Below are 20,543 nucleotides of genomic sequence, written 5' to 3'. Positions count from 1 at the left end.
CTAATTAAAGACGGAGCTCTCGATTTCGCAAGCCCAGGGTTGATTTTAATTAACGGCTGTTGATTCAAAAATAAGGCGGGGAACCCCCGCCTGGTGAAGTGAGGCTCAGGCTCTCAGCAAGCCGCTGCCCAGATAGTCGTTGCTGTCTTTGACCCCTGGCAGCGCAAAGAAATAACCGCCGCCGATAGGTTTGACGTACTCTTCCAGCGCCTCGCCGTTCAGACGTTTTTGCACCGTCAGGAAGCCTTTCTCCAAATCGGCCTGGTAGCACACGAACAGCAGCCCCATTTCCAACTGGCCGGAGTTGGACACGCCGATCGAATAGCTATAACCCCGGCGCAGCAGCAAATTACTCTGAGTTTGCGGGGTGCGCGGGTTTGCCAGTCGGATATGCGCATCCATCGGGATCATCTTCCCTTCGGGATCCTTCTCATAGTCCGGCTCGTCGTGTTCATGCTTCATGCCCAGCGGCGCACCGCTGTGCTTTTCGCGGCCGAAGATGGTTTGCTGCTCCTGCAACGGAGTGCGATCCCAGAACTCCACGTGGAAGCGGATAATACGCGCGGCCTGATAGCTGCCGCCCACCGCCCATGCCGGTTCCCCGACGTTATCAGCCACCCACACCACCTGATCCATCAACGGTTTATCGTCGGTTTTCGGGTTGGCGGTGCCGTCTTTAAAGCCCAGCAGGTTGATTGGCGTTTCTTTGCCCTTGCTACGTGCGGCGTGGGCGGAAATAAACCCTTCTCGCTTCCAGCGCACGCTGAGCAGATCCGGCGAATGCTTGATAATGTCACGCAGCGCGTGGATCACCGTTTCATTGGTATTGGCGCAAATCTGCAACACCAAATCGCCGTGGCACAGGCTGGCGTCCAGCGAGTCGTTGGGAAAACGCGTCATTTTTTGCAGCCGCAGCGGCTTCTGGGCCTGCAGACCGAAACGCTCGTCAAACAGCGAGGTTCCAACCGACACGGTGATGGTCAGGTTATCCGGGTAGATCTCCGGCCCCATGATGCCCGAATCAAGCGGTGGCAGCTTGGGATCCACTTCCGGCGCTTTGCCGCCGGTGGTCAAAAACGCAATGCGGTTGGTCAACAGCCGAAACAGCCGCTCCAGATCCTGTTTGTTGCTGGCCAGCACGTCAAAGGCCACCAGCATCATCGCCGCTTGCTGCGGCGTGAGAATCCCGGCCTGGTGCGCGCCGTAGAACGGTTGCTTCTGCCAGCGTTCATCCTTGGCGACCGCCAGCGGTTCCGCCGTTTTATCTGCCGCCTGGGTCAGACGACTGCCGCCCAGCGCCAGTACGCCTAGCCCCAATCCCTGCAATAAACGACGGCGCGACGGTGACGCCGCGCCCTGCGTTTGTGGATGCGGCCCGTTTTCCGGGCCGATCTTGTTACTCATGATGCTTTGCCTCAGTCCAGACCCAGAACGCCACGCAGCTGTGACAAATCTTCCGCCAGAGTGGTGATTGGCCCTTTCATGGCGTTGCGATCGGCATCGGTCAGCTTCTCGTAAGACTCATAGCCATCTTTGGTTTTGTATTTCGCCAGAATGGTATCGACGGTTTTAAAGTTGGCGTCGATCTTGTCCAGCAACGGCTTGTTGGCCTTGACCAACAGCGGGCGCAGCAGGTTAACGATTTTTTGCGCGCCGTCTACGTTGGCCTGGAAGTCCCACAGGTCGGTGCGGCTGTAACGGTCTTCTTCACCGCTGATTTTGCTCGCCGCCACTTCTTCGATCAGGCCCGCAGCGCCGCCCACCACCTTGCTTGGCGGGAAGGTCAGGTCGGTCACGCGTTTTTGCAGCTCAAGGGTGTCCTTGTACAGCCGATCGGCGTATTGGTTCATGTCTTTGGTGGTGTTGTCGGCAAACAGCGCTTTCTCCAGCCGGTGGAAACCGGTGAACTTCGGATCTTCCGCTTTTTTCTCGTAGTCATCTTCGCGGGCGTCGATACTGCCGTCCAAATCTGAGAACAGCTCGGCGATCGGCTCAATTCGCTCGTAATGCTGACGGGTCGGCGCATAGAGTTTACGCGCTTCTGCCACGTTGCCGGCCTTCACGGCATCGGTGAACAGCTTGGTCTGTTTGACCAGCCCTTCCACTTCTTTGGTGACGTAGACTTTGTATTCAGCAATCGGCCCAACCAAATCCATGGCGTTCGGTTTGCCGTCGGTGGCAGCACCGGCCGCCGCGGTCACGGTCAGCTTGCCTTTCGGATTGCTGAGCAGCCCACAGGTCATGTCGTATTCGCCCGCTTCCAGATTGGCGGTCATCTTCTGGGTGAAGCCCGGTGCGATATTCTCGCGCTCTTCCACCACCATCACCCCTTTCAGGATTTCCCACTCCACGTTTTTCTGGCTGGTGTTGTGCACCACAAACTGGGTTTTACCGGCCGGCACCGTCAGTTGCATCGGCTCACACTGTTTGTCGTTAACGGTAATCTTTACCTGCGGCACGTCCGCCGCCAGGGCATCAATGCTCAGCGCGAACGCCGGGATAGCCAGTAATGCTGCGTGCAAAGCCTTGCGGCGGAATAACGGAGTAGACATACAAGATTCCCTATTAAATTAATGATTGATTTTACGTTGCGTCGAAACCGCGGCCGGTTCCACACGCTGCGGCAGGAAAAAGAAAATCAGTGCTGGGATCAAATACAAGAAGTAGACCGCCACTTCGCTTACCGTTGGCGTTTCCTGGTAGCCGAAGATGCCTTCGAGCAGGGTACCAAACAGGGAGTGGGTCGACAGATGGTTACTCAGATCAAACGCGATGTCCTGGAAGTGGTTCCACAACCCGGCTTCGTGGAAGGCGCGGATCGCCCCGGCGGCCAGGCCAGCGGCAACGAACAGGATAAACAGGCTGGTCCATTTGAAGAATTTGGCCAGGTGCAGCTTCACGCCGCCCCAGTAAATCATCATGCCCAGTACAATGGCGGCCACCAGACCAAGCACCGCACCTATCGGGGCTTCAATCCCCACGTCTTGCTGGAAAGCCGCCAGCAGGAAGAACACCGACTCCAGCCCTTCACGCGCCACGGCAAAAAACACCATCGCTACCAGCGCCCAGCCCTGACCTTTGCCGGAGTTGAGCGCATTGTCGATGGCGCCTTCCAGATGCACCTTGACCGATTTGGAGACCTTACGCATCCAGAACACCATATAGGTCAGGATCAATACCGCTACCACCGCGACAATGCCCTCGAACAGTTCTTGCTGCTTTTGCGGGAATTCGCCGGTGGTTTCATTGATGAAGATGCCGAGCGCCAGGCACAGAGCGGCGGCAACAATCACCCCTATCCATACCACGCCTAACCATTGACCCCGCTGCGTGCGTTTCAGGTAGCTGGCAATCAGGCTGACGATCAACGCCGCCTCCAGCCCCTCACGGAACATGATAAGGAAGGGAACAAACATAAGTAATAACCCCTAAAAAGGCAGCTGCTGCGAAGCGCCCGCACGTCAGAAATGACGGCAGCGCCAATGTAAAGAAAAGTAAAACACAACGATAGTGATTATCATTCTGGCTGAAAGAAATACAAGAGCGCCAAGGGTGATTTTTTCTAATCAAATGTCGCCAGTTGTTTCCGCAAGATGACGAAAAACCTGGGAGGATGAAATAAAAAAGGCGCCTTAAGCGCCTTTTTGACTCGCGATGCGAGAGATTAAACGGTTTTGAATTCGGCTTCCGCCTGATCGAAACGCTCGGTAATGGTGGCGGAAGGAGAACGCCCCATCAGACTCACCACCACGATGGCGATACAGCCGAACAGGAAGCCCGGGATGATTTCATACAGATCCAGCCAGGCGAAGTGTTTCCAGACGATCACCGTTACTGCGCCAACCAGCATGCCGGCCAGGGCGCCGTTACGCGTCATGCGTGACCACATGACCGAGATCAGCACCACCGGACCGAAGGCAGCGCCGAAGCCGGCCCAGGCGTAGCTCACCAGACCCAGCACGCGGTTTTCCGGGTTTGCCGCCAGCGCGATAGCCACTAACGCCACCACCAGCACCATGATGCGCCCTACCCATACCAGCTCACGCTGGCTGGCGCCCTTACGCAGGAAGGCTTTGTACAGATCTTCGGTAATCGCACTTGAACACACCAACAGCTGGCAGCTCAGGGTACTCATTACCGCCGCCAAAATTGCCGACAGCAAAATGCCGGCGATCCACGGGTTGAACAGAATCATCGCCAGCTCGATAAACACACGCTCGCCGTTTTGCGACACGTTGCCCGCCTGGTCCGGGTTATTGGCGAAGTAAGCAATACCGAAGAAGCCAACGGCAATGGTGCCCGCCAGACACAGGATCATCCAGGTCATGCTGATGCGACGTGCGCTGCGGATAGTGCGGTGAGAGTCGGCCGCCATAAAGCGCGCCAGAATGTGCGGCTGACCGAAGTAACCCAGTCCCCAGCCCAGCAGCGAGAGAATAGCCACAAAGTTCAGGCCTTTCAGCATGTCGATATTGGCCGGGTTTTTCGCTTCGATAACCAGCATCGAAGTATCGATGCCGCCGACGGCAAAGATAACAATCACCGGCGTCAGGATCAGCGCGAAAATCATCAGGCTGGCCTGGACGGTGTCGGTCCAGCTCACCGCCAGGAATCCGCCGATAAAGGTATAAAGGATAGTGGCCGCAGCGCCGGCCCACAGCGCCGTTTCGTAGCTCATGCCAAAGGTGCTTTCGAACAGACGCGCACCGGCGACGATGCCGGAAGCACAATAGATAGTGAAGAACACCAGAATGACAATGGCGGAGATCACCCGCAGCAGCTTGCTGTTGTCTTCAAAACGGCTGGTGAAATAATCCGGTAACGTCAGGGCGTTATTGTTGGCTTCGGTATGAACACGCAGCCGCCCCGCCACCAGCTTCCAGTTAAGGTAAGCGCCGATGGTCAGACCTATCGCAATCCAGCTTTCGGAAATGCCGGACAGGAAGATGGCGCCCGGCAGGCCCATCAGCAACCAGCCGCTCATATCCGATGCGCCGGCAGAGAGCGCGGTCACCACGCTGCCCAGGCTACGACCGCCCAGAATGTAGTCGTCAAAGTTATTGGTTGCCCGGTAGGCAAGTAGGCCGATTAATACCATCCCGAAGATATACACCAGGAAGGTGACCAGCATTGGTGTGCTCATTGTCATGAAATTCTCCACTCTCATTATTATTTCGCGCTGTATTGCGATAGTTACTGCTTGCCAATCCGCCGGAACGTGGCGAAAAGCGGACACTCCCGCGAGTGAAAATAGTTTCCCCCCGCAATTGTCTGACCGTCGGCTATCCTAGTTGACCTGTTGATTATCCAACAAGACATTTAACAACAAAGTTACACAAAGTTTACCCTGCGTCACATTTAACCACCTGCAAGGTTACACCCCGCATTCAAAAACAGAGTTGCACCTCATACTAATTCAACGTTACCCCTGATATTGCTAGGGTTAACGCGTATAGACGACCGCCCCTCGACATACCACCCCACTGGCAGAGCAAGAACCATGCCGATTATTGATGTTAAAAAATCGATGGAACTCACACTTCGTTCATCCGCCTGATTTAACACGGTTGCACAAAGTTGCAACATGCAGGATATTGTCTGCATTCATCACAGCACACAACGCACGAACCTATCCCAGCAGCCTATCTGGCCCGCAGTTTGTATAGCCTGATGGGATAGGTTCTTAACACAGGAGTTGGATTGGCATGGGCACTACCACAATGGGCGTGAAACTCGACGAGGCCACTCGCGAGCGAATCAAAAGCGCCGCACAGCGTATCGATCGCACGCCGCACTGGCTGATCAAGCAGGCCATTTTTAATTATCTCGAACGTCTCGAGAACGGTTCCGATATCCCTGAAATTCCAGCACTTGCCGCTGCCGGCCAGGCCGAAGCGGACGACATTATGCCGCAAGTGCAGGAAGAGTCCCACCAGCCATTCCTTGAATTTGCAGAACAAATTCTGCCGCAGTCGGTTAATCGCGCAGCCATCACCGCGGCCTATCGCCGCCCTGAGACTGAAGCGGTGCCGATGTTGCTCGAACAGGCGCGATTACCTGCCGATCTTGCCAAAGCCACCCACAAGATGGCTTACGACATCGCCGAGAAGTTGCGTAACCAAAAGAGTGCAAATGGCCGCGCCGGTATGGTGCAAGGGCTGCTGCAAGAGTTCTCCTTGTCTTCACAGGAAGGCGTGGCGCTGATGTGCCTGGCCGAAGCCCTGCTGCGCATTCCAGACAAGCCAACCCGCGATGCGCTGATCCGCGATAAAATCAGCAACGGCAACTGGCATTCTCACCTCGGCCGTAGCCCATCGCTGTTTGTTAACGCCGCCACCTGGGGCCTGTTATTCACCGGCAAGCTGGTGTCGACCCATAACGAAGCCAACCTGTCACGCTCGCTGAACCGCATTATCGGCAAAAGCGGCGAACCGCTGATCCGTAAAGGCGTGGATATGGCGATGCGCCTGATGGGCGAACAGTTCGTGACCGGCGAAACCATCGCCGAAGCGCTGGCCAACGCCCGCAAGCTGGAAGACAAAGGGTTCCGTTATTCCTACGACATGCTGGGTGAAGCTGCCCTGACCGAAGCCGACGCGCAGGCCTATCTGGTGTCTTACCAGCAGGCAATCCATGCGATCGGCAAAGCGTCGAACGGCCGCGGCATCTATGAAGGCCCGGGCATTTCGATCAAGCTGTCCGCTTTGCACCCGCGTTATAGCCGCGCGCAGTACGAACGCGTAATGGAAGAGCTTTACCCTCGCCTGCTGTCATTGACCCTGCAGGCGCGCCAATACGACATCGGCATCAATATCGATGCAGAAGAAGCCGATCGCCTGGAAATCTCGCTCGACCTGCTGGAAAAGCTGTGCTTCGAACCTCAGCTGGCCGGTTGGAACGGTATCGGCTTTGTGATCCAGGCCTATCAGAAACGCTGCCCGTTCGCCATCGATGCAGTCATCGACATGGCACAACGCAGCCGCCGTCGCCTGATGATCCGTCTGGTGAAAGGCGCCTACTGGGACAGCGAAATCAAACGCGCCCAAATGGACGGGCTGGAAGGCTATCCGGTTTACACCCGCAAGGTCTACACCGACGTTTCCTACCTGGCCTGCGCCCGCAAACTGCTGGCGGTGCCGAACCTGATTTATCCGCAGTTCGCGACCCATAACGCCCATACCCTGAGCGCGATTTATCATCTGGCGGGCAACAACTATTATCCGGGCCAGTATGAGTTCCAGTGCCTGCATGGCATGGGCGAACCGCTGTACGAACAAGTGGTGGGTAAAGTGGCCGACGGTAAGCTGAACCGTCCATGTCGCATCTATGCACCGGTCGGCACCCATGAAACGCTGTTGGCGTATCTGGTACGTCGCCTGCTGGAAAACGGCGCTAACACCTCGTTCGTTAACCGTATCGCCGATGCCACCCTGCCGCTCGACGAACTGGTTGCCGATCCGGTCACCGCGGTCGAAGCCCTGGCCGCCAGCGAAGGTCAACTTGGTCTGCCGCACCCACGCATTCCGTTGCCGCGTGAACTCTATGGGACCAAGCGCATCAACTCCAGCGGCCTGGACCTGTCGAACGAACAGCGTCTGGCGTCTCTGTCCAGCGCACTGCTGACCAGCGCTACTCAACCCTGGCGCGCAGAGCCGATTATTGACGCCGAGCTGGATCAGGGCGTGGAGCAACCGGTCATTAACCCTGCCGAGCCGGGCGACGTGGTCGGTTACGTGCGTGAAGCCACCGAAGGTGAAGTCAGCCGGGCGCTCGACGCCGCCGCTGCCGCCGGTCCAATCTGGTTTGCCACCCCGCCGTCCGAGCGCGCCGCCATTCTTGAGCGCGCCGCCGAACTGATGGAAGGCCAACTGCAAAGCCTGTTGGGCATTCTGGTGCGCGAAGCGGGCAAAACCTTTAACAACGCCATCGCCGAAGTGCGCGAAGCGGTCGACTTCCTGCATTACTACGCCGGTCAGGTGCGCGATGATTTCGCCAATGACAGCCACCGTCCGCTGGGCCCGGTGGTGTGTATCAGCCCGTGGAACTTCCCGCTGGCCATCTTCACCGGTCAGATTGCCGCTGCGCTGGCGGCAGGCAACAGCGTTCTGGCCAAACCGGCAGAGCAAACACCGCTGATCGCCGCACAGGCGGTGCGCATTCTGTTGGAAGCCGGCATTCCGCAAGGCGTGCTGCAACTGCTGCCGGGTCAGGGCGAAAGCGTCGGCTCGGTTCTGGTTAATGACGCTCGGGTTCGCGGCGTGATGTTTACCGGCTCGACCGACGTTGCCGGTATCCTGCAACGCAGCATCGCAGGCCGTCTGGATCCGCAAGGTCGTCCAACGCCGCTGATTGCCGAAACCGGTGGTCTGAACGCTATGATCGTCGACTCTTCCGCTCTGACCGAACAGGTAGTGACTGACGTGGTCGCCTCCGCATTCGACAGCGCAGGCCAACGCTGCTCCGCCCTGCGTATCCTGTGCATTCAGGAAGACGTGGCGGAACACACGCTGCAAATGCTGCGCGGCGCGATGGCCGAATGCCGCATGGGCAACCCGGAACGCCTGTCGACCGATATCGGGCCGGTGATCGACGCCGAGGCCAAAACCGGCATCGAACGTCATATTCAGGCGATGCGCGCCAAGGGCCGTAAGGTCTATCAGGCCGCGAAAGGCAACGTACAGGATGAGAAAGAGTGGTCCCGTGGCACCTTTATCAAGCCAACCCTGATCGAACTGGACAGCTTCGACGAGCTGCAAAAAGAGATCTTCGGCCCGGTGCTGCACGTGGTCCGCTTCCAACGCACCAATCTGGAGTCGCTGGTCGATCAGATCAACGCCGCCGGTTATGGTCTGACGCTGGGCGTTCACACCCGTATTGATGAAACCATCGCCCGCGTGACCGAACGCGCCAAGGTGGGCAACCTGTACGTTAACCGCAACATGGTTGGCGCCGTGGTCGGCGTGCAGCCATTTGGTGGCGAAGGCCTGTCCGGCACAGGTCCTAAAGCCGGTGGCCCGCTGTACCTGTATCGCCTGCTGGCCAACCGCCCGGATGATGCGGTGCAACGCACCCTGCACCGCCAGGACGAAGAACGCCCGCTGGAAGCCACAGCGCGGCCACAGTTGCTCAAAGCCCATCAGGCGCTGGAGCAATGGGCGATTGCCGAAAACCAGCGCGATCTGGTGACGTTGGCGCAACGCTACGCCGAACTGGGCCAGGGCGGTACCCTACGTCCACTGCCTGGCCCTACCGGCGAGCGCAATACCTATGCCCTGTTGCCGCGTGAGCGCGTACTCTGCCTGGCCGATAACGAGGCCGATGCCTTGACGCAGTTGGCTGCAGTACTGGCCGTCGGCAGCAGCGTGCTGTGGCCGGAAGCCGAGCTGCAACGCACCCTGTATCGCCGCCTGCCGGCGGCGGTTCAGGCCAGCATCAGCTTCAGCAAAGACTGGCAGCAGGACAAGGTGGAGTTCGATGCCGCCATTTACCATGGCGACGCCGATCAGCTGCGCACCCTGTGCGAGCAAATCGCCCAGCGCAGCGGCGCGATCGTTTCAGTGCAGGGCTTTGCCCACGGCGAAACCAACATTTTGTTGGAACGCCTGCTGATCGAGCGCTCGCTGAGCGTCAATACCGCAGCCGCCGGCGGTAACGCCAGCCTGATGACCATAGGGTAATCCGTCTGACTGGATGACCGCCGCAGGTCACTTAATCTGCGAACCCTCCCGCAAACCCTGCATTCGTGCAGGGTTTTTTATTGTCTGCGCCCATTCTGCACGCTAGCGTATCGCCCTGATTGTCAAAAAGTGTGTATGGTGTGTATCATAAAGGGACGGTAATCGCGTGAAAAGTTCAGAACTGATCGGGCTATTAGAACAGGAAGGTTGGGTTTTAACGCGGATCAAGGGAAGCCACCATCAGTTTAAGCACCCGAACTCCCGTCTGGTGATCACCGTTCCACATCCGCGAAAGGATCTGAAAGCGGGGACGCTGCGCCAAATCATGAAAGATGCCGGATTGTGCTAACCCGGCGCCATGAGTTAACAGGAGAAATTATGTTCTACCCTGCTTATGTACATTCTGAACCGGACGGCAGCGCCAGCGGCTTCTTTCCCGATGTGCCAGGCTGCTATTTTGCCGGCGATACCCTGGACAGGGCCTTTGACGACGCCAGAAGTGCGCTGGACGCCCATTTCGAATTCTTGAGCGAAGACAATCAGCCCATTCCCGGCCCACAGGCCGTGACCTTTCATCTGGCACAGAATAACGACAGTCTGAATGGCGGGCAGTGGTTGTTGGTCAATATTAATATGGATAAGTTTGATGGTCGGGCGGAGCGTATCAATATTACCTTGCCGCACCGTCTGCTGAACCGCATAGATTCTCTGGTGCAGCAGCATCCCGGTTACGGTAGCCGCAGCGCCTTTTTGGCCGCCGCCGCCCGCAATGAATTATTGAAAGCCGGGTAGTCTATAGCCAGGGGGCTGCACGCCCCCTTGCTTACTGATTCAAAAACTTGTCGAGGAATTGTTGGGTACGCTGGTGCTGCGGATTAGCGAACAGCTCTTTTGCCGGCCCTTGCTCCACGATACGACCGTGGTCCATAAAAATGGCGCGGTCGGCCACGTCGCGGGCAAAGCTCATCTCGTGCGTGACGATCACCATGGTGCGTTTTTCTTCCGCCAGCGAACGTATGGTGTTGAGCACCTCGCCCACCAGCTCCGGGTCGAGCGCCGAGGTCGGTTCGTCAAACAGGATCACTTCCGGTTGCATCGCCAGCGCCCTGGCAATTGCCACCCGCTGCTGCTGGCCGCCGGAAAGACGGCGCGGATAGGCCGACTCTTTGCCGCTCAGCCCCACTTTGGTCAACAAGGCCCGTGCGCGTTGTTCCGCGCTGGCCTTGGGCTCGCCTTTTACGATGACCGGACCTTCAATAATATTTTCCAATACCGAACGGTGCGGGAACAGATTGAAGTTCTGAAACACGAACCCCACCTGCTGGCGTAAGGCACGAACCTGTTTTTTCTGTTTGCTCAGTGGTTTGGAACCGTCGATCAGTATATCGCCGACGCGAATGGTACCGGAATCCGGCACTTCCAGCAGGTTGATGCTGCGCAATAAGGTGGTTTTCCCCGAGCCGCTTGGCCCGATAATCGCCACCACCTCACCGGCACCGACTTCCAGATCAATCCCATGCAGCACCGTTTGACCGTTGAACTGCTTGGTCAGATTTTTCACTTCAATGGCACTCATGCGTTACTCCTGATCCTGGCGGTTTACGTGGGCTTCCAGACGATTTTGCAGTGCAGAAAGCAGGGTCGCCATCACCCAGTAAATCAGCGAGGCCGCCAGATACATGGTGAACACCTCCAGGGTACGCGAGGTAATCAGCTGCGCCTGACGGAACAGTTCCGGCACCTGAATGGTCGCCGCCAGCGAGGTGTCTTTCACCAGGCCGATAAAGCTGTTGCCCAACGGCGGCAATGCGGTACGCGCCGCCTGCGGCAGGATCACCCGACGCAGCGTCTGCCAGCGGGTCATGCCGATGCTGGCTGCCGCTTCCCACTGCCCTTTTTCGATCGACGAAATCGCGGCACGCAGGGTTTCTGAAGTATAGGCGGCAGTATTGAGCGACAGGCCAATCAGCGCCGCCGGGAAGGGATCAAACTCGATGCCGAACTGCGGCAGGCCGTAGTAAATCATGAACAGCTGGGCAATCAACGGCGTACCGCGAAACAGTGACACATAAATGCGCGACAGCCATGACAGCGGCCATAACGGCGAAAGGCGCATCAGCGCCAGCAGAAAACCGAGCAGTAAACCGAGCGCCATGCCCCCCAGACTGAGCTGGAGAGTGAGGATCGCGCCCCGCAATAAAAATGGCGCCGAATCCAGCGCCAGTTGGATACTTTCGTGCATTATTTAGTTACGTCCGCGCCAAACCATTTCTCGGAGATCTTCGCCAGCGTGCCGTCTTTTTGCATTTCGGCAATCGCCTGGTTAATCGCAGCCAGCAGTTCCGGGTTGTTCTTACGCACCGCCACGCCAGACTCCTGACGAGAGAACGCCGGGCCCGCTACCGCCAGCGTGTCGCCGGTTTTCTTCACCAGATCCAACGCCGCCAGACGGTCAACCAGAATAGCGTTGATACGGCCTACGCGCAGATCCTGGTATTTGGTCGGGTCATCATCATAGGTACGCACGTCCACGCCCTGCACATTGTCACGCAACCATTGCTCGTAGTTGGTGCCCAGGCCCACGCCGACCTTTTTACCCTTCAGATCTTCCGGCTTGGTGATGGTGCCTTCGTTGCCCTTCTTCACCAAGGCCTGAATACCGGAGACGGTATAAGGCGTCGAGAAATCGTATTTCTTTTTGCGCTCGTCGGAAATGGTCACCTGATTGATCACCACATCGATGCGTTTTGAGTCCAGCGAAGCCAGCATGCCGTCCCACTTGGTAGGATTCAGCTTGGCTTTAACGCCAAGATGCTCCGCCAGGGCGTTGGCGAAATCCACCTCGAAGCCGGTCAATTTTCCGTCTTCCCCCTGGAAGCTGAACGGCGGATAAGTGCCTTCCAACCCGACAACCAGGGTCCCGTGATGCTTCACCTGCTCCAGCAGGTTATCGGCGGCATAGCTCTGCGTGCTCAAACCGGCGGTCAGCGCAACGCTCATCACGCCCAGCAGCAATTGACGACGAACTTTGGAAAAGATCATAAACACCCCATCTGTTGTTTATCTTTTTTGATATCAGCACTTTAACAGTGTGACCGCCTGCTTGAAGGAATATAACCTTATAAATATAGTTCAAAATGGAATAACAAAGTGCGCTTACACCTGTGGATGATAGGCGAACAGCGCCGGCGCACCGCCGGTATGGATAAACAGGATCGGGCCCTCGTCACGGAAGCGCTGCTGGGCTACGCCGTCGATCAGACCGGCCATCGCCTTGCCGCTGTAAACCGGATCCAACAACACCCCTTCCTGCTGCGCCAAAAGCTGTATCGCCGCCGTGCCTTCTTCGTTTGGCATACCGTACTGCGGCGCAAAATAGTCGTCCCACAGCGTAATCGATGCCAGTTGGTCAATATCCAATGAACAGGCCAGCGCTTTTTGGATTAGCTCCACCTTGGGCAACTGGTCGATCACCTTGCGTGAAACAGTTACACCAATCAGTTGCGTTTCCGGCAGCAACTGCTGCAGGCCAACGGCCAGCCCGGCATGGGTCCCGGCGCTGCCGGAGGCCACTACCACCGAGCTGAACGCGACGTTGCTGCGCTGGCTTTGCTCGGCAATTTCCAACGCACATTGCACGTAACCCAGCGCCCCCAGCGCATTGGAGCCTCCTACCGGCACCACATAAGGCCGGAAGCCTTGCCCTTCAAGACGGGTCGCCAGATCGGCCAACTGCTGTTGCGGGTCATGCAGCGCGTCACACATCACCACTTCCGCGTTAAACAACCCGAGCAGCAAGCGGTTACCGTTGGTCAGGTAGTTTTCTGCCTGAGTGTCGATTGGGTTTTCCAGCAACGCTACGCAGTGCAGACCCAGCTTGGCCGCCACTGCAGCCGTTTGGCGCACATGGTTGGATTGGATTGCGCCGGCGGTGACCAGCGTGTCCGCGCCTTGACGCAGCGCTTCTGCGGCAAGAAATTCCAGTTTTCTCAATTTGTTACCGCCCATCGCCATCGGCGTGACGTCGTCACGTTTGATGTAAATTTCGCGGCCAAGGTAGTCTGAAAGGCGAGACAGTTTTTCGAGCGGAGTGGCAGAGCCCACTAAATCGAGGCGCGGGAATTGCGCCAGTTTCTGTTGCAGATTCACAACTTCCCCCAGGGAATCAGGTATCAACATCTAAACGATAGATTTAGCAGATGTGAACCTAATAATCACTCTTTATTCGTGACGGGGAAAGGGTAAGATCCCCGGCTGGCGTGCCGGGGAAGCCAGATCAGTAGCTTTTTTGCCAGGCAAGGTACTGGTCATATTTGCGCAGCGCAATGCGGTAATTGTTGTGCGCCGCAGAAGGCAAGTCTTCGATAATACGCTGATGGCTGGCGTTACTGGCGAATTTATCCGCCGGATAGTTGCGTTCCACCAGCATTTCATCCAGCCGACGCAGGCGCACCACGTATTCACGGATGGTGCTGTGGCTCATTTCGGTTTGCTCAAACAGATATTGCTTGAACGACATAATATCGAAATAGCTCGGATGGCTATTGCAGGAGATCTCACTGCAAAAGCGGCACAGCGCCGTCAGCTCATTTTGCACATTCAGCCAAACGTGATCGTCAATCGGCTGATCCATGCGCGCAATGGCATCTTTGTTGATGATCTTGCCACGAAACACCAACGCCATGCGATCCAATAGCTTGCCGCACTGAGAGCAATGGGTCTGGCTGTGTTTGTAATCTTTCAAATAACGACTCAGCGGCCGTTTTTTCAATAATATTCCTGGCATAGAAGCAGTCCGATTATCGCAATGGTGATCAGGTTGAAGGGGCAGAGTTGAGTGCATGTCAGTTCTCGTTCGCCAGGCGGGAGCGCAGGCGTTTTATTGCCTGGCTATGCAATTGGCTGACGCGTGATTCCCCTACGTCCAGCACGGCACCGATCTCTTTCAGGTTCAACTCTTCCTGGTAATACAGCGTCAGCACCATTTTTTCGCGTTCCGGCAACGCCTCAATGGCGTCAATCACCCGTTGGCGTAAATTGCCCTCCAGCAGATGATGTAACGGATTGGCCTCTTCGTGCCCTTCCAGCAGCGGTTCCGCGCTTTCGCCATGCTCTTCCCGCCATTCGTCGTAGGAAAAAAGCTGACTGTTATTGGTGTCCAACAGAATTTGACGGTACTCATCCAGTGGCAGGTTCAGCGTCTGCGCCACTTCCACTTCGCTGGCCGGTCTGCCGAGCCGTTGTTCCAACTGCCGCATCACCTGCGCCACTTCACGGGCATGGCGACGTACGCTGCGCGGCACCCAGTCACGGCTGCGCAACTCATCGAGCATGGCGCCGCGAATGCGTTGCACCGCATAGGTGGTAAAGGCGGTTCCCTGCAGGGCGTCATAACGCTCAACGGCGTTCAACAACCCAATTCCCCCGGCCTGCAGCAGATCGTCGAGCTCCACGCTGGCGGGCAGCCTGACCTGCAGGCGTAACGCCTCGTGGCGCACTAACGGAACGTAGCGCAGCCAGAGAGAATTTTTGTCCATCACGCCTTCGGCGGTATACAGATCGCTCACTATGTCTAAAACCTGCGGATAAGAGAGTCAGCGCTATTATCCGTAGGGGGCAAAATGCCAATCGGCTGAACAGTCGTACAAAACGGGCCTTATTTGCGCCATGCATTAGCTGAGCGGTGCGCGACCATAAAAAAACCCCGCCGAAGCGGGGTTCTTTTGCGACAGGTTAATCGGGGAGAGTCGATTAACGCAGCAGGGACAACACGTTCTGAGTAGACTGGTTAGCCTGTGCCAGAACAGAGGTGCCAGCCTGTTGCAGGATGTTGGCACGGCTCATGTTAGACACTTCGGTCGCGTAGTCAGCATCTTGAATACGAGACTGAGAAGCAGACAGGTTGTTCACGGTGCTGTTCAGGTTGTTGATAACAGAATCGAAACGGTTCTGTACCGCACCCAGGGAAGAACGCAGACCGTCAACCTGAGACAGTGCTTTGTCCAGGGTTGCCAGTGGGTCGGCAGTTTTAGGGTCGGTAGATTGCTGAACGCCTTTGGTCACTTTACCAGCGGAGTCAACAGTGGCTTTGAAGAAAGCGTCGTTGCCATCAGCATCTTTGCCTTTAACTACGTAACCTGCTTTACCCGCTGCATCGGTGTAAGTGCGCAGTTCATCGCCAGTCGCCAGACCGCTAACCGTGTTGGTGCCAACTTTAACCTGAGCAGCTTCTTTCATGCCTGCAGTAGGCTTAGTTGCTGCAGCACTTGAATCCCAGCTCGCTTTACCGGTCGCATCTACGGTCGCGTCATAAATGCCGCCGTCGGTAGATTTAACGAAGTAGTTAACAGTACCAGTACCGTCGTCAGCAGAGTACAGTTTACCGTCGCTGGTTTTAGGCGTTGCAGCCTTGCTGTCCGCAGCAATGGTCGGTGCACCCATTTTATCGGTCGCAGTCACCGCGGTGGTGCCCACTTTAGAGGCATCCAGTGGATCTGCTACGCTGAATTTGTCCAGGCCCAGAGTTTTGGCGTTGATGTTCTTCAGATCGATCTGGATAGTTTCGTTGTCGTTGGCACCCACCTGGATGGTCAGCTTCTGATCGCCGCTCAGCACTTTCACGCCGTTGAAGTCGGTTTGTTCAGAGATACGGTTGATCTCAGCCAGACGTTCGCCGATTTCGTCCTGGATGGACTGCAGGTCGCTGGAAGAGTTAGAACCGTTCTGAGACTGTACGGTCAGACGACGGATGTTTTGCAGGTTGTCGTTAACTTCGTTCAGTGCGCCTTCAGTGGTCTGCGCCAGAGAGATACCGTCGTTGGCGTTACGGGAAGCCTGAGTCAGGCCTTTGATGTTAGCGGTGAAACGGTTAGAGATCGCCTGACCCGCGGCATCATCCTTGGCGCTGTTGATACGCAGACCGGAAGACAGACGCTCGATCGCAGTACCCAAAGAAGACTGAGATTTGTTCAGGTTGTTCTGCGCCATCAGCGACAGGCTGTTGGTATTAATTACTTGTGCCATTGTATGCTTTCCTTACGTGTCAGTTGCGATCTTCGCAACGTAGTTAAAAGGTTCGGGCTGCTTTGCCCACGGCGTCAACCACCGTCCCATCAGGTATCGGCCCTCCCCCTGCAACCTTTAGAAATTTTTTGTTTTTTTTTCGCTTCGCCGCAATGGCAGAAATAACGCGTTTTTTTCTTCCTCTATTGCGCCATCGGTTTTTAAACTTTTCGGTAAACTTTTTCTCCGCTGGGCCGATAAACGCGTAAAGCGAATAAAGTCATTATTAAGGAGAATTACGAATGGCATCGATCAGTTCATTAGGCATCGGCTCAGGACTCGACCTCAACGGCTTGCTGGACAAGCTGACCAAAGCGGAACAGCAGCGTCTGACCCCGTACACCACCCAGCAGACCAGCTACAACGCCCAGTTGACCGCCTACGGCACCCTGAAAGGCTCGCTGGAAAAGTTCGATAACCTCAGTAAAGAGCTGGCGAAACCGACGTTTTTCAATAACACCACCGCCAGCAAACACGATCAGTTTGCCATCACCACCACCGACAAGGCCGTGGCGGGGAACTACATTGTCGAAGTTCAAAAACTGGCACAGCCGCAAACGCTGACCACACAGGCGTCGATTACCAATCAGACGGAAAAACTCGGCACGCCCGGCAGCATTGACCGCTCAATCAGCATCACCGCAGGGGACCCGCAGAAAGAAGTGAAGATCCCACTGAGCGATGATCAAACCTCGCTGGTGGAAATGCGCGATGCGATTAACAATGCCAAAGCCGGCGTCAACGCCAGCATCATGCGGGTGGGTGACAACGACTATCAATTGGCGATCAGCTCCACGGCCACCGGCGAGAAAAACACCGTTTCGGTCCAGGTCAACAATGACGATAAGTTGGGCGCCATCCTCAACTACGACTCCGCTGCCAAAAGCAACGCAATGAAGCAAACCGTGGCCGGTCAGGATGCTGAAGTCTTGGTTAACGGCACGAAAATCAAACGCAGCACCAACTCAATTGCCGATGCCCTGCAGGGCGTGACCATCGATCTGAAAACCGTCACCAAGAAAGATGAGCCGCAGAACCTGGTGATCAGCACCGATAAAACCGGCACCGCCGACAAAATCAAAGACTGGGTCGACAACTATAACTCACTGCTGGATACCTTTAACTCGCTGACCAAATATACCCCGGTCAAAACCGGCGAGGCGCAGAATGCCAAAAACGGCGCGCTGCTGGGGGATAACACCCTGCGCGGTGTTCAGTCTTCGATTAAAAGTGCGCTCAGCGGCGCGCAGGACAACCCGGAGCTGAAGGGGCTGGGTAACCTGGGGATCACCACCAACACCAAAACCGGCAAGCTGGAGATCGACAGCACCAAGCTCAACAAAGCCATCGATGAAAAACCGGAGCAGGTTGCCAACTTCTTCGCCGGCAACGGCAAAGATACCGGCATGGCCACCGAGATCCACAATGAGATCCAAAGCTACATCAAGGCCGGCGGCATCATTGAGAACTCGACCAAAAGCATCAATACCAGCCTTGACCGCCTGAACAGCAAGATCACCACCGTCACGGCCAGCATTCAAAGCACTATCGATCGCTATAAACAACAATTCGTCCAACTGGATACCATGATGTCCAAGCTGAGTGGCACCGGTGATTATTTAAAACAACAGTTCAAGTAAGAACTTTTTAACCAGGTAAAAAATCACATGTATAACCGTAGCGGAACTCAGGCCTACGCCCAGGTCAGTCTGGAAAGTGGCGTAATGAGCGCCAGCCCGCACCAGTTAATCGTGATGTTGTTCGACGGGGCGCTTAGCGCCCTGTTACGCGCACGGATACTGATGAATCAGGGTGATATCGCCGGCAAAGGACTGGCTCTGTCAAAGGCCATCAATATTATCGATAACGGCCTGAAAAGCGGTCTCGACCACCAGCAGGGCGGTGAAATGGCCGATAATCTGGCGGCGCTGTATGACTATATGAAGCGACGCCTGATGCAAGCCAACCTGCACAATGACGAAGCAGCGATTACCGAAGTGGTGAAGCTGCTGGAAAATATTGCTGACGCCTGGCGCCAGATTGGCCCCAACTACCACCCCACTCAGGACGCCGTGTAATGGAACGTCAACAACAGCTGTTAGCCGCCTATCAGCAGGTGTATAGCCTGAGTAGCCAGATGATCGTTCTGGCACAAACGGAAAGATGGGAAGACCTGGTCGAGCTGGAACTGTCCTACGTGACGGCGGTGGAAAGAACCGCCGCCTTTACCGGGCAGGCCGGTCCCTCAATGGCGTTACAGGAATTGCTGCGCCATAAGCTGCAGCAAATCCTCGACAACGAGACCGAACTAAAACGTCTGCTGCAGCAACGCATGGATCAATTGAAAGAATTAATCGGCCAGTCGACGCGCCAAAACGTGGTGAACAGCACTTACGGCCAGTTTCACGATCGCGCCTTGTTGCTGGGAGATCCACAAATCAGATGAGTTCGCAGCAATAACGGCGACAACGGAATAGATAGCAGCATGCACTATTATTCCCCGGTTAAGTCAGAATATTAATCCATGCCATTTGAATTATTCAGATATTGGGTAATTAGAAAAAATGTGCAATTCGAGCCTTGCTCTCACTTTAACGGATAAATACCACTCCGACACGGACGTTTTCTGTTCAGCAGGAAATTGATTTTTGATAGATAAAACACGCTGTTGTGTTTCACAACCTATGGAAAGATGTTGCTCCAACGCCAATCAAAGCGTAAAGATATTCATAGATAATGGCTGCGAAATGAATATCGATGGAACGTACAATTAATCTTTGTCCAGGAATTGGTGCATCGGCACACATCATTCAGCATACTGAATTATTATTTCCTTCAGTCTATTTTGAACAGCCGCATCTCTACCTGGTGCAGCAAGGTCACAAACGCGTGCGTTGGCAACAGCGTGAAGTGGTGGCGCATGCGGGCGAGCTGTTGATTATCGACGGGGGGCAAACCGTGGATATTATCAACGAACTCTCTGAGGACGGGGTATTCAGCTGTCAGCTATTGACCTGCGATCCGCAGTTGCTCACCTTATCGCCGCCCCAGGTTGAAAGCACATCACCGACTCCCTTCGACGCGGTGATGACATTATGCAATCTGCCCTGCGCGCTGATGCACAGTTTTGAGACCACCAGCCTGGCACTGGCGCTTAAGCAGCGTTTCCCCACGGTCATCATTCGCCATAAAATGCTGGAAATTCTACTGTGGTTAAAACAATTCAATATCAGCTTCATCCATAACGAAGCCAGGAATTTAACCCAACGCGTACGCCGCTGTCTGGCCACCGATCCGCACAACATCTGGACCGCGGCCGAAGTCGCCGAAACCTTGTCAATGAGCGAGGTGGTGCTGCGACGCAAGCTGTCGGCGGAGAATACCGCGCTGCGTAATCTGATGATCGACGTGCGCATGAGCAGCGCCTTGGCCCTGCTGCAATCTACCGATTGGCCAATATCGGCGATCGCCCAGCACGTGGGGTATGAAAGCGCTTCGCGGTTTGCCGAGCGCTTTCGCAAACGTTTCGGCTTTGCGCCCACCGCCATTCGCGGACATCAGCGGGCCATGGAACCCATGGCCATTCGTCCCGATCATTTCAGCATGATGCAAGCCCCGGAGTGATGGCCGCCGGCGTAAATTAAATCATTGAACAATGAAACTGTGGTTTATAGCGGCAATATTGGCGCAAAACAGGCGAGTGGGATAGCATCGGCGAGCATTCAGGTCATCAGAGGTGAATAAATCATGCTCAACGAAAAACTGCTATTTTCCCTCGCGGTGTTGCTACTCGGCCTATGGTTG

Annotated in this window: 18 protein-coding genes; 7 read left to right on the top strand and 11 right to left on the bottom strand. The window is 55.8% G+C overall.

The features are described 5' to 3' along the window. Nucleotides 1–105 precede the first annotated feature (105 nt). The 4 genes from efeB to putP all read right to left on the bottom strand — a co-directional run bounded on the left by efeB (nucleotide 106) and on the right by putP (nucleotide 5,149). The gene (efeB, locus tag AAZT04_RS09530; RefSeq protein WP_046373268.1) at nucleotides 106–1,404 is read right to left on the bottom strand and encodes an iron uptake transporter deferrochelatase/peroxidase subunit; all 1,299 of its coding nucleotides are present in this window, start codon (nucleotides 1,402–1,404) and stop codon (nucleotides 106–108) included. Nucleotides 1,405–1,415: 11 nt separating this feature from the next. Continuing rightward, nucleotides 1,416–2,552, bottom strand: coding sequence for an iron uptake system protein EfeO (gene efeO, locus AAZT04_RS09525; RefSeq protein WP_048760242.1), 1,137 nt, complete (start codon nucleotides 2,550–2,552; stop codon nucleotides 1,416–1,418). A gap of 18 nt (nucleotides 2,553–2,570) precedes the next feature. Then, nucleotides 2,571–3,416 (bottom strand): iron uptake transporter permease EfeU, encoded by an 846-nt coding sequence (gene efeU, locus AAZT04_RS09520; RefSeq protein WP_176983409.1) that lies wholly within the window; start codon nucleotides 3,414–3,416, stop codon nucleotides 2,571–2,573. A 248-nt stretch (nucleotides 3,417–3,664) separates the two neighbouring features. Beyond that, nucleotides 3,665–5,149, bottom strand: a complete 1,485-nt coding sequence (gene putP / locus AAZT04_RS09515) for a sodium/proline symporter PutP (protein ID WP_046373267.1) — start codon at nucleotides 5,147–5,149, stop codon at nucleotides 3,665–3,667. Between the two features lie 556 nt (nucleotides 5,150–5,705). Between putP and putA the strand changes: the two genes are divergently transcribed. From putA to AAZT04_RS09500, 3 genes are all read left to right on the top strand, one after another. After that, on the top strand, nucleotides 5,706–9,677 hold the full coding sequence (gene putA / locus AAZT04_RS09510; RefSeq protein WP_261157193.1) for a trifunctional transcriptional regulator/proline dehydrogenase/L-glutamate gamma-semialdehyde dehydrogenase: 3,972 nt from the start codon (nucleotides 5,706–5,708) through the stop codon (nucleotides 9,675–9,677). A gap of 166 nt (nucleotides 9,678–9,843) precedes the next feature. Continuing rightward, nucleotides 9,844–10,026 carry a type II toxin-antitoxin system HicA family toxin gene (locus AAZT04_RS09505; RefSeq protein WP_048760244.1) on the top strand — a complete coding sequence of 61 codons (183 nt, stop codon included), beginning with the start codon at nucleotides 9,844–9,846 and terminating at the stop codon, nucleotides 10,024–10,026. A 29-nt stretch (nucleotides 10,027–10,055) separates the two neighbouring features. Then, a complete protein-coding gene (locus tag AAZT04_RS09500) occupies nucleotides 10,056–10,469 on the top strand; it encodes a type II toxin-antitoxin system HicB family antitoxin (protein WP_046373264.1) in 414 nt (137 codons plus the stop codon). Nucleotides 10,470–10,500: 31 nt separating this feature from the next. On the opposite strand, the gene tcyN is transcribed toward AAZT04_RS09500, so the two are convergent. The 7 genes from tcyN to AAZT04_RS09465 all read right to left on the bottom strand — a co-directional run bounded on the left by tcyN (nucleotide 10,501) and on the right by AAZT04_RS09465 (nucleotide 16,700). Continuing rightward, nucleotides 10,501–11,253, bottom strand: coding sequence for an L-cystine ABC transporter ATP-binding protein TcyN (gene tcyN / locus AAZT04_RS09495; RefSeq protein ID WP_020827486.1), 753 nt, complete (start codon nucleotides 11,251–11,253; stop codon nucleotides 10,501–10,503). Nucleotides 11,254–11,256: 3 nt separating this feature from the next. After that, nucleotides 11,257–11,919: a cystine ABC transporter permease gene (tcyL, locus tag AAZT04_RS09490; RefSeq protein WP_020827487.1), complete on the bottom strand. Its 663-nt coding sequence runs from the start codon at nucleotides 11,917–11,919 to the stop codon at nucleotides 11,257–11,259. Further along, nucleotides 11,919–12,719 (bottom strand): cystine ABC transporter substrate-binding protein, encoded by an 801-nt coding sequence (gene tcyJ, locus AAZT04_RS09485; RefSeq protein ID WP_020827488.1) that lies wholly within the window; start codon nucleotides 12,717–12,719, stop codon nucleotides 11,919–11,921. Before tcyJ ends, tcyL begins: the two co-directional genes overlap by 1 nt. 114 nt (nucleotides 12,720–12,833) lie before the next feature. Then, on the bottom strand, nucleotides 12,834–13,826 hold the full coding sequence (locus AAZT04_RS09480; RefSeq protein ID WP_434679830.1) for a D-cysteine desulfhydrase: 993 nt from the start codon (nucleotides 13,824–13,826) through the stop codon (nucleotides 12,834–12,836). 127 nt (nucleotides 13,827–13,953) lie between these two features. After that, nucleotides 13,954–14,463, bottom strand: coding sequence for a flagella biosynthesis regulatory protein FliZ (fliZ, locus tag AAZT04_RS09475; RefSeq protein ID WP_041414695.1), 510 nt, complete (start codon nucleotides 14,461–14,463; stop codon nucleotides 13,954–13,956). Nucleotides 14,464–14,521: 58 nt separating this feature from the next. Continuing rightward, nucleotides 14,522–15,244, bottom strand: a complete 723-nt coding sequence (locus AAZT04_RS09470; protein ID WP_020827491.1) for an RNA polymerase sigma factor FliA — start codon at nucleotides 15,242–15,244, stop codon at nucleotides 14,522–14,524. A gap of 184 nt (nucleotides 15,245–15,428) precedes the next feature. Continuing rightward, nucleotides 15,429–16,700 carry a FliC/FljB family flagellin gene (locus AAZT04_RS09465; protein WP_201896283.1) on the bottom strand — a complete coding sequence of 424 codons (1,272 nt, stop codon included), beginning with the start codon at nucleotides 16,698–16,700 and terminating at the stop codon, nucleotides 15,429–15,431. A gap of 281 nt (nucleotides 16,701–16,981) precedes the next feature. Between AAZT04_RS09465 and fliD the strand changes: the two genes are divergently transcribed. The 4 genes from fliD (at nucleotide 16,982) to AAZT04_RS09445 (ending at nucleotide 20,363) form a co-directional block, all read left to right on the top strand. Further along, a complete protein-coding gene (fliD, locus tag AAZT04_RS09460; RefSeq protein ID WP_410528798.1) occupies nucleotides 16,982–18,379 on the top strand; it encodes a flagellar filament capping protein FliD in 1,398 nt (465 codons plus the stop codon). Between the two features lie 27 nt (nucleotides 18,380–18,406). Continuing rightward, the gene (gene fliS, locus AAZT04_RS09455; RefSeq protein ID WP_020827494.1) at nucleotides 18,407–18,817 is read left to right on the top strand and encodes a flagellar export chaperone FliS; all 411 of its coding nucleotides are present in this window, start codon (nucleotides 18,407–18,409) and stop codon (nucleotides 18,815–18,817) included. Further along, nucleotides 18,817–19,185, top strand: a complete 369-nt coding sequence (gene fliT / locus AAZT04_RS09450; protein ID WP_122079696.1) for a flagella biosynthesis regulatory protein FliT — start codon at nucleotides 18,817–18,819, stop codon at nucleotides 19,183–19,185. Before fliS ends, fliT begins: the two co-directional genes overlap by 1 nt. Before the next feature lie 311 nt (nucleotides 19,186–19,496). Continuing rightward, nucleotides 19,497–20,363 carry a helix-turn-helix transcriptional regulator gene (locus AAZT04_RS09445; protein ID WP_046373258.1) on the top strand — a complete coding sequence of 289 codons (867 nt, stop codon included), beginning with the start codon at nucleotides 19,497–19,499 and terminating at the stop codon, nucleotides 20,361–20,363. Nucleotides 20,364–20,543: the final 180 nt, after the last annotated feature.

It is taken from the genome of Serratia sp. Je.1.23.a (assembly GCF_051129805.1).
Lineage (GTDB): Bacteria > Pseudomonadota > Gammaproteobacteria > Enterobacterales > Enterobacteriaceae > Serratia > Serratia liquefaciens.
The sequence above is the reverse complement of the archived record's forward strand: the minus strand, read 5'-3'. Positions and strand labels throughout refer to the sequence as shown.